General features: G+C 68.7%; 9 protein-coding genes. All 9 read left to right on the forward strand.

Annotated features, from left to right (window positions below; genetic code table 11):
- Nucleotides 1–59: 59 nt before the first annotated feature.
- The gene (folC, locus tag J0695_RS22125; protein ID WP_206963876.1) at nucleotides 60–1,550 is read left to right on the forward strand and encodes a bifunctional tetrahydrofolate synthase/dihydrofolate synthase; all 1,491 of its coding nucleotides are present in this window, start codon (nucleotides 60–62) and stop codon (nucleotides 1,548–1,550) included.
- Nucleotides 1,551–1,554: 4 nt separating this feature from the next.
- A complete protein-coding gene (locus tag J0695_RS22130) occupies nucleotides 1,555–1,911 on the forward strand; it encodes a DUF4233 domain-containing protein (RefSeq protein WP_206963866.1) in 357 nt (118 codons plus the stop codon).
- A 62-nt stretch (nucleotides 1,912–1,973) separates the two neighbouring features.
- A complete protein-coding gene (ndk, locus tag J0695_RS22135) occupies nucleotides 1,974–2,387 on the forward strand; it encodes a nucleoside-diphosphate kinase (protein ID WP_206963867.1) in 414 nt (137 codons plus the stop codon).
- Between the two features lie 290 nt (nucleotides 2,388–2,677).
- Nucleotides 2,678–3,697, forward strand: coding sequence for a rod shape-determining protein (locus J0695_RS22140; RefSeq protein ID WP_206963868.1), 1,020 nt, complete (start codon nucleotides 2,678–2,680; stop codon nucleotides 3,695–3,697).
- Between the two features lie 112 nt (nucleotides 3,698–3,809).
- Nucleotides 3,810–4,745, forward strand: coding sequence for a rod shape-determining protein MreC (gene mreC, locus J0695_RS22145; protein ID WP_206963869.1), 936 nt, complete (start codon nucleotides 3,810–3,812; stop codon nucleotides 4,743–4,745).
- Nucleotides 4,746–4,757: 12 nt separating this feature from the next.
- Nucleotides 4,758–5,426 carry a rod shape-determining protein MreD gene (gene mreD, locus J0695_RS22150; protein WP_206963870.1) on the forward strand — a complete coding sequence of 223 codons (669 nt, stop codon included), beginning with the start codon at nucleotides 4,758–4,760 and terminating at the stop codon, nucleotides 5,424–5,426.
- A 100-nt stretch (nucleotides 5,427–5,526) separates the two neighbouring features.
- The gene (mrdA, locus tag J0695_RS22155; protein ID WP_206963871.1) at nucleotides 5,527–7,707 is read left to right on the forward strand and encodes a penicillin-binding protein 2; all 2,181 of its coding nucleotides are present in this window, start codon (nucleotides 5,527–5,529) and stop codon (nucleotides 7,705–7,707) included.
- A gap of 3 nt (nucleotides 7,708–7,710) precedes the next feature.
- Nucleotides 7,711–8,901, forward strand: coding sequence for a rod shape-determining protein RodA (rodA, locus tag J0695_RS22160; protein ID WP_206963872.1), 1,191 nt, complete (start codon nucleotides 7,711–7,713; stop codon nucleotides 8,899–8,901).
- A 23-nt stretch (nucleotides 8,902–8,924) separates the two neighbouring features.
- Nucleotides 8,925–9,555: CYTH domain-containing protein (locus tag J0695_RS22165; protein ID WP_206963873.1), on the forward strand; the 631-nt coding region annotated here is incomplete at its 3' end.

Here is a 9,555-nt window from a genome sequence, read left to right on the forward strand (position 1 = left end):
CCCGACGTCGGCCGCTCCGGCGGCTCCGTAGACTGGGGCGCGTGAGTGAGCCCGAGCCCATGGACGACAGGTTCGACGAGATCGTCGACGCAGAGACAACCCGCGACCCCGATCTGGCGGTGATCGAGGCAGGCAGCCGTACCCTGCGCACCCAGTCGGGCGCCCCTCAGGGCGACCAGGTCCCCGCACGCCCCGCCGACCCCGAGGTCGACAAGGCGCTGCGCGCGGTGGAGCAGGAGCTGCTCGGCCGCTGGCCCGAGACGAAGCTCGACCCCTCGCTCGTCCGGATGGAAGCGCTCCTCGACGTGCTGGGCGCGCCGCAGCGGGCGTACCCCTCCATCCACATCACCGGCACCAACGGCAAGACGTCGACGGCCCGCATGATCGAGACGCTGCTCGGCGCCTTCGAACTGCGCACCGGCCGCTACACCTCGCCCCACGTGCAGTCGATCACCGAGCGCATCAGCCTCGACGGCGTGCCGATCTCGGCGGAGCGCTTCATCGAGACGTACGAGGACATCAAGCCGTACGTGGAGATGACCGACGCCTCCCAGGAGAACCGCCTCTCCTTCTTCGAGGCGCTCACCGGGATGGCGTACGCGGCCTTCGCGGACGCCCCCGTGGACGTGGCGGTCATCGAGGTCGGCATGGGCGGCAGCTGGGACGCGACCAACGTCATCGAGGCCCCGGTCGCCGTCGTCACCCCGATCTCCCTGGACCACACCGACCGGCTCGGCAACACACCTGCCGAGATCGCCGTCGAGAAGTCCGGGATCATCAAGCAGGACGCGACGGTCATCCTGTCCCAGCAGCCGGTGGACGCCGCCCAGGTGATGCTGAAGAAGGCCGTCGGGGTGAACGCGACGGTCGCCAGGGAGGGGCTGGAGTTCGGCGTCACCGGCCGTGAGATCGCGGTCGGCGGCCAGCAGCTGACGCTGCGCGGCCTCGGCGGCGGGGACAACGAGTACACGGACGTCTTCCTCCCGCTGTACGGAGCCCACCAGGCGCACAACGCGGCCGTCGCCCTCGCCGCGGTCGAGGCGTTCTTCGGCATCGGCACCCAGCACACCGGGTCGCTCGACATCGAGACGGTCCGCAAGGCCTTCGCCTCGGTGTCGTCCCCGGGGCGCCTGGAGGTCGTACGCCGCTCGCCCACCGTCGTCCTGGACGCGGCCCACAACCCGGCCGGCGCACTGGCGACGGCGGCGGGGATCACCGAGGCATTCAACTTCTCGCGCCTGATCGGCGTGGTCGGGGCCAGCGGCGACAAGGACGTCCGCGGCCTCCTGGAAGCCTTCGAGCCGATCTTCGCGGAGATCGTCGTCACCCAGAACTCCACGCCTCGCGCGATGAGCGCGGACGACCTGGCGGCCATCGCGGTCGAGGTCTTCGGCGACGAGCGCGTGGTCGTCGAGCCCCGTCTCGACGACGCCCTGGAAGCGGCGATCACCCTCGCGGAGGAAGAGGACGAGTACGCGGGAGCGGGCGTCCTGGTCACCGGCTCGGTCATCACGGTCGGCGAGGCCCGGCTGCTCCTCGGGAGGGGCTGATCCCATGCGCACTCTCTGTGCATCCACCCTGATCGGCGAGTTCTTCGTCATCGGCTTCGCGGGCCTGGTCGCCATGAAGGGCGACATCTCGGGAACCGTGGTCTGGACGGTCTGCGGCATCGCGATGCTGCTCTCGGTCCTGCTCTGCGGAATGCTCAGCCGTCCGGGGGCCGTCCAGATCGGCTGGGCCCTGCAGATCGCCCTGGTCGCGAGCGGTTTCGTGGTCCCGATGATGTTCATCCTCGGGGTGGTCTTCGCGGCCCTGTGGTGGGCCTCGGTGAACTACGGCCGCAAGATCGACGAGGCGAAGGCGCGCTGGGCGACGCAGGCGGAAGCGCAGGCGGAGGCCCAGCCGCAGTAACGGGTGTGACTCCCTGTAGTCTCGGGCTTCCGTACATATTTGCCCACAAGGAGCCGCACGCCATGACTCAGCGCACTCTCGTCCTTCTCAAGCCGGACGCCGTCCGTCGTGGCCTGATTGGCGAGGTCCTCGGCCGTATCGAGCGCAAGGCCGGCTGGACGATCTCCGCGCTGGAGATGCGCACCCTGGACCAGGACACTCTGGAAGCGCACTACGGCGAGCACAAGGGCCGCCCCTTCTACGAGCCCCTGGTCGAGTTCATGGCGTCGGGCCCCGTCGTCGCTCTCGTCGTCGAGGGCGAGCGGGTCATCGAGGGCGTCCGCGCCCTGGCAGGGCCGACCGACCCGATCGCCGCGGCGCCGGGCTCCATTCGTGGGGATTTCGGAACGATCGTCCGGGAAAATCTGATCCACGCCTCGGACTCCGAGGTGTCCGCAGAGCGAGAACTGAAGCTGTTCTTCCCCTCCTCTTCCTGACGGCGTGTCAGCCATATAGCGCTCATGACCTGGGGCGACCGAATTAATTCGGTCGCCCTTCGGTATATGCGCGAGGATCCCGGGAACGCATTCCTCCGACACAGCGTCACCATGGTGGAGGCGGGCACTCGTTCCGTCCACCTGGCGGAGGACCCTCGCGCCGTGGCCGTACCGGCCGCACTACGATGGAGCCTTCAAGCCGCAGCGCCCGCTTCGCCTACCAAAAAAAGCCAATCGCTCCACTTGGGAAGGCCCGACGCATCCTCATGGGGAACAGAGGGAACTCGAAAATGTCGTTCATCGGCCGTGACATGGCTATCGACCTCGGGACTGCCAACACGCTGGTGTACGTCAGAGGTCGAGGGATCGTTCTCAATGAGCCCTCCGTCGTCGCCATCAACACCAACACCGGCGGCATCCTCGCGGTCGGCTCCGAGGCAAAGAAGATGATCGGCCGTACGCCGGGCAACATCGTTGCCGTACGGCCGCTGAAGGACGGCGTGATCGCCGACTTCGAGATCACCGAGCGGATGCTCCGCTACTTCATCCTCAAGATCCACAAGCGCCGCTACCTGGCCCGTCCGCGCGTGGTGGTCTGCGTACCCAGCGGCATCACCGGCGTCGAGCGCCGCGCCGTCATCGAGGCCTCCACCCAGGCCGGTGCCCGCCAGGTGCACATCATCGAGGAGCCCATGGCCGCGGCCATCGGCGCGGGGCTGCCCGTCCACGAGGCCACCGGCAACATGGTGGTCGACATCGGCGGCGGCACCACCGAGGTCGCGGTGATCTCGCTCGGAGGAATCGTCACGGCACAGTCGATCCGCGTCGCGGGCGACGAGCTGGACAACGCGATCATCCAGCACATCAAGAAGGAGTACTCCCTCCTCCTCGGTGAGCGGACCGCCGAACAGATCAAGATCACGATCGGCTCGGCGTTCGACCTGGACAAGGACGAGCACACCGAGATCCGCGGCCGCGACCTCGTCTCCGGACTCCCCAAGACCGTCGTGATCTCGGCCGCCGAGGTCCGCAAGGCCATCGAGGAGCCGGTCAACGCGATCGTCGACGCGGTCAAGACGACCCTCGACAAGTGCCCGCCGGAGCTCTCCGGCGACGTCATGGACCGGGGCATCGTCCTCACCGGCGGCGGCGCACTGCTGCGCGGCCTCGACGAGCGGCTGCGTCACGAGACGGGCATGCCGATCCACATCGCCGAGGACCCGCTCGACTCGGTCGCGCTCGGATCCGGCAAGTGCGTCGAGGAGTTCGAGGCGCTCCAGCAGGTGCTGGACGCCCAGCCCCGCAGATAGCAGATAACGGAACACACCGGTCCGCCGCATGGGGCACTGCCACCCCGTACGGCGGATCGTTGATATACAAAAGTGCACAACGACCCCGACGAGGAAGGCACGGCCTCCACACGTGAGGGACACACGAGAGAGCCGGCTGCTCCTGGTGCTGCTGATCGCCATCGCGTTCGCGCTGATCACAGTGGACATCCGAGGCGGTGAGGACTCCCCGGTCGACGGTGCCCGGCAGGCCGCCTCGACCGTCTTCGGCCCGGTCGAGAACGGCGTCGCGGCCGCGGTGGACCCCGTGGGCAACGCGATCGGTGCCGTACGGGACTCCGGCGAGCGCCACACCCGCATCACCGCACTGGAGCACGAGAACGCGGCGCTGAAGGAGAAGCTCGGCAGCGACGACCGCAACCGCAGCCGGCTGCGCCAGTTCGACACCATGCTCAAGACCGCGGGCGAGGGCCAGTACGGAATCAAGGGCGCCCAGGTCATCGCCATAGGAGCGGCCCAGGGATTCTCCTGGACCGTCACCATCGACGCCGGCTCCGACGACGGCATCCTGCGGGACATGACCGTGCTCAACGGCGACGGACTCGTCGGCCGCGTCACCACCGTCGGCCCGTCCACCGCGACCGTGCTGCTCGCCAACGACCCGGACTTCACCGTAGGCACCCGGATGGAGAAGACCGACGAACTCGGCTTCGCCACCGGCCAGGGCGACCGCCCGCTCTCCGTACAGCTGCTCAACGGCAAGGCCAAGGTCAAGCCCGGCGACCGCCTCGTCACCTTCGGCTCCCAGTCCGACAAGCCCTTCGTCCCCGGTGTCCCGGTGGGCGTGGTCACCCGCGTCGACCCCTCGGGCGGCGACCTGACCCGGACCGTCTATGTGCGGCCGTACGTCGGCTTCACCAAGCTCGACATCGTCGGCGTCGTCGTCCAGGCCCCGCGCACCAACCCGCGCGACGAGGTCCTGCCCAAGAAGCCGGCCAAGCCGAAGCCCACGCCGACCGTCACCGTCACGGCGACGCCCACCGGTGGCGCCAACTTCCCCCAGCAGTAGGAACTGATCCGTATGCGTGTCAACCGGATGCTGCTCTCGGCCACACTGGTGGTGGTCGCCCTGGTCATCCAGGTGAGCGTGCTCGCCCGACTCCAACTCCCCGGCGCCGTACCGGACCTGCTCCTGCTGACGGTCCTCGGTCTCGCCATGGTGTACGGACATGTGGCGGGCGCCTTCGTCGGCTTCGGCGCGGGTCTCCTCGCCGACCTCGCCCCACCTGCCGACCACGCCGCCGGGCGCTACGCACTCGTGCTGTGCGTGATCGGCTATCTCGCCGGCCTCGCCAAGCCCGAGAACGGCCGGATGCGGTCCGCGACCGTACCGATGCTCGTCGTGGTCGCAGCGGCGATCGGCTCCACCCTGCTGTACGCCGGTGTGGGCGCCCTCGTCGGAGACACCGCCGCCCGCCATGTCGGCCTGGGCTCACTGCTGTTCAGCGCGGCGGTCTACGACCTGCTGCTCGCACCCTTCACCGTGCCGTTCATCATGGCGCTGGCCAGACGCGCCGACAACGACCCGCTCGCCGACACCCAGTCGGGCGGCGGCGACGTCGCCTCCGGCTGGATCTCGTCGGGGGGCACGGGTCTGCGGATCGGCAGCCAGCGCGGCGGATTCCGGATGAAGGCCGCCAAGTCCAGGGCGGCAAAGGCGGGACGTATCAAGGGGGTCAAGCGCCTGTGACGCTGCAACATCCCGGGGACGCTGTGCCCCTCGGCGGCTTCGCCGCGGGCCGGACCCCTGGCCGACAGGAAACCGCCCCCTCCACGACCGGGGGCTCACCGTGACCAACATCCCCGCCACGGGCCGGACCCCCAGGGTCCAGATCCGGCTCATCGTCATCCAGATCCTCGTCTTCTCCCTGCTGCTCACCCTCGGCGGCCGCCTCTGGTACCTCCAGGTCCGCAACGGCCAGGAGTACACCGACGAGGCCAAGAACAACCACGTCCAGCAGGTCGTCCAGCCCGCCGTGCGCGGCGCGATCCTCGACGCCCGCGGCGTGCCGCTCGCCGACAACGAGACCCGCCTCGTCGTCACCGCGTCCCGCACCGAGCTGCTGAAGATGAAGGACGACGGCAAGGCCGTCCTCACCCGCCTCGCCGGCGTCCTCAAGCTCAAGCCCCAGGACGTCATCGAGAAGATCCGCCTCTGCGACGCCAAGACCCCCAAGCCCTGCTGGAACGGCTCGCCCTACCAGCCGATCCCCGTCACCGACGAGGCCACCACCCAGCAGGCCCTGCAGATCCGCGAGCGCTCCGAGGACTTCCCCGGCATCTCCGCCGACCCCACCGCCGTGCGCCGCTACACCTCGCCCGGCAAGGCCAACACCTCGCAGGTGCTCGGCTACCTCTCGCCCGTCACCGACGGCGAGATCAACAAGGCCAAGGACACCGCGTCCCCGTACCTCCGTTCCGACCAGGTCGGCCGCTCCGGCCTGGAGCGCACGTACGACAAGGAGCTGCGCGGCCAGGCAGGCGTCACCCGGTACGAGGTCGACAACCTCGGCCGGGTCATCGGCGAGGCCGACAGTGACAAGGCCAAGGCCGGTTCGAACGTCGTCACCTCGATCGACGCCCGCGTCCAGGCGCTGACCGAGTACGAGCTCGACTTCGCCATGAAGGAAGCCCGCAAGCAGTACGACAAGCTCACCGGCATGAACTACAAGGCCGACTCCGGCGCCGCCATCGTGATGGAGGCCAAGACCGGCCGCATCGTCGCCATGGCATCCGCGCCGACGTACGACCCGAACGCCTGGGTCGGCGGCATCTCGGCCAAGGACTACGCCAACCTCACCAGCAAGAACTCCAACTACCCGCTCCTCAACAGGGCCATACAGGGTCAGTCCGCGCCCGGTTCGACCTTCAAGGTGGTCTCCACGGCCGCCGCGGTCGAGGCCGGGTACGAGTGGGACGGCGGCTACCCGTGCACCAGCTCCTACTCGGTGGGCAACCAGGTCTTCAAGAACTTCGAGGGCGAGAACTTCGGTCCCATCTCGCTCGGCCGCGCCCTGGAGGTCTCCTGCGACACCGTCTTCTACGGCCTCGCCGACGGGCAGTGGAAGAAGGACGGCGGCATCAACCCGAAGAAGGGCCAGCCCAAGGACTACTTCTACAAGGCCGCCCACCAGTTCGGCCTCGGCAAGGAGACCGGCATCGACCTCCCCAACGAGGTCACAGGCCGCGTCCCCGACCGCCAGTGGAAGCAGCGCTTCTGGAAGGCGAACAAGGACATCTGGTGCCAGCAGGGCAAGAAGAACGGCACCTACGTCGAGCAGATCGCGTACGAGAACTGCCTCGAAGGCAACCAGCTGCGTGAGGGCGACTCGATCAACTACTCCATCGGCCAGGGCGACACACTCGTCACCCCGGTCCAGGAGGCGATGATCTACGGCGCCCTCGCCAACGGCGGCACCGAGTACGTCCCGACCATCGGCAAGGCGATCGTCAGCGCCGACGGCAAGTCGGTCCAGGAGATCAAGCCGCAGGTCAAGGCCAAGCTCCCGGTCAGCAAGGCCACGCTCAAGGGCATGGACAAGGCCCTCGCGGGCGTCGTCACCAGCGGTACCGCCGCATGGAAGTTCCAGGGCTGGCCGCAGGACAAGATCGAGCTGCACGCCAAGACCGGTACTGCCGAGGTGTACGGCAAGCAGACGACGTCATGGCTCGCCACGTACAGCAAGGACTACACGGTGATCATGACGATCTCCCAGGCCGGTACGGGTTCCGGCGCGTCCGGTGAGGCGATCCGCAACATCTACAGCTCGCTGTACGGCGTCCAGTCCGACGGCTCCGTCAACAACAAGAAGGCCCTGCTGCCCACCCCCCAGAAGTCCCTGCCGAAGATCGCCACGGACGGCTCGATCGACTCCCCGAAGATCACCGACTACGACCCGAACTCGCAGAAGGTGCCGCTCAAGAAGACCGGCGACCAGCAGCTCGCCGTCCGTGTCGGCAGGAGGGACTGACCCATGGCCGGCTTCTCCGTCTCCCGTTACGCCCCCGAGCGCGGCGCCTGGTCCAAGCTCACCGCCCGCGATTCCGTGGTCCGCAGGCTCGACTGGCCGCTGCTCCTCTCCGCGCTCGCCCTCTCCGGGATCGGCTCGGCGCTCGTCCTCTCCGCGACCCGCGGCCGCACCAGCCTCACCCACGGCGACCAGTACTACTTCCTGCTGCGCCACGTCATGAACACCGGCATCGGGGTCGCCCTGATGATCGGCACGATCTGGCTCGGCCACCGCACCCTGCGCGGCGCGATCCCGATCCTCTACGGCCTCTCCGTCCTTCTGATCCTCGCGGTCCTCTCGCCGCTCGGGCAGACCGTCAACGGCGCCCACGCCTGGATCGTCATCGGCGGCGGATTCTCCCTCCAGCCCTCCGAGTTCACGAAGATCACGATCATCCTGGGCATGGCGATGATCCTCGCCTCCCGGGTCGACGCGGGCGACCAGGACCACCCCGACCACCGCACGGTCGCCAAATCCCTCGGCCTGGCCGCGATCCCGATAGTGATCGTCATGGGGATGCCCGACCTCGGCTCGGTCATGGTGATGGCGATCATCGTGCTCGGCGTCCTGCTGGCATCGGGCGCCTCCAACCGCTGGGTGCTCGGCCTGCTCTCCACGGGTGTGGCCGGTGCCGTCGCGATCTGGCAGCTCGGCCTTCTCGACGACTACCAGATCGCCCGCTTCGCCGCCTTCGCCAACCCGGCACTCGACCCGGCAGGCGTCGGCTACAACACCAACCAGGCGCGTATCGCGATCGGCTCCGGCGGCCTGACCGGCACCGGCCTCTTCCACGGCTCGCAGACCACGGGACAGTTCGTCCCCGAGCAGCAGACGGACTTCGTCTTCACCGTCGCGGGCGAGGAACTCGGCTTCGTCGGGGCCGGGCTGATCCTCGTCCTCCTCGGCATCGTGCTCTGGCGCGCCTGCCGCATCGCCCGCGAGACCACCGAGCTGTACGGAACGATCGTGGCCGCCGGGATCATCGCCTGGTTCGCGTTCCAGGCCTTCGAGAACATCGGGATGACGCTGGGCATCATGCCTGTCGCCGGCCTTCCGCTTCCCTTCGTCTCGTACGGAGGCTCGTCGATGTTCGCGGTCTGGGTGGCGATCGGACTGCTCCAGTCGATCCGTGTACAGCGCCCGATGACAGCCTGACACTTCGCGGATAAGTTCGGTCCATGGCGGACACGAAGCGCGAGATCGAGCGGAAATACGAGTCCACAGCAGCCACTTCGGACCTTCCCGACCTGACCCGGGTCCCCGGTGTCTCGGCCGTGATCGACAAGGGCGTCGCCGAACTCGACGCGACCTACTACGACACCGAGGACCAGCGTCTTGCGGCCGGCTCCCTCACCCTGCGCCGCCGCACCGGCGGCGACGACGCGGGCTGGCACCTCAAGCTCCCCGTGGCCCCCGACGTACGCGACGAGATCCGCGCCCCGCTCTCCGAGACCGTCCCGCGCTCCCTGACCTCGCTCGCCCGCTCCCGCACCCGTGACGCCCGGCTCGTCCCGGTCGTCCGCCTTCGGTCGTCGCGCGACGTCCGCCATCTGGTGGCGGACGACGGCTCGGTGCTCGCGGAGCTGAGCATCGACGCCGTACGGGCCGAGCGGCTGACCGGCGGTCCGGGGGAGTCGCAGTCGAGGTGGACGGAGATCGAGGTCGAACTCGCCGACGACGGCGACCCGGCCTTCCTCGACGCGGTCGAGAAGCGCCTGCGCAAGGCGGGCATCCGCCGCTCGGCCTCCGCGTCGAAGCTCGCGCGCGCCCTGGCCGACACGGCCCCCGCGACCCCCGTGATCCCCGCTC

This window comes from Streptomyces beijiangensis (assembly GCF_017315755.1).
Classification (GTDB): Bacteria; Actinomycetota; Actinomycetes; order Streptomycetales; family Streptomycetaceae; genus Streptomyces; species Streptomyces beijiangensis.

Coding starts and splice junctions, on each gene's coding strand:
- J0695_RS22130 (WP_206963866.1), top strand. CDS start 1,555: ATGCGCACTCTCTGTGCATCCACCCTGATCGGCGAGTTCTTCGTCATC.
- folC (WP_206963876.1), top strand. CDS start 60: ATGGACGACAGGTTCGACGAGATCGTCGACGCAGAGACAACCCGCGAC.
- ndk (WP_206963867.1), top strand. CDS start 1,974: ATGACTCAGCGCACTCTCGTCCTTCTCAAGCCGGACGCCGTCCGTCGT.
- J0695_RS22140 (WP_206963868.1), top strand. CDS start 2,678: ATGTCGTTCATCGGCCGTGACATGGCTATCGACCTCGGGACTGCCAAC.
- mreD (WP_206963870.1), top strand. CDS start 4,758: ATGCGTGTCAACCGGATGCTGCTCTCGGCCACACTGGTGGTGGTCGCC.
- rodA (WP_206963872.1), top strand. CDS start 7,711: ATGGCCGGCTTCTCCGTCTCCCGTTACGCCCCCGAGCGCGGCGCCTGG.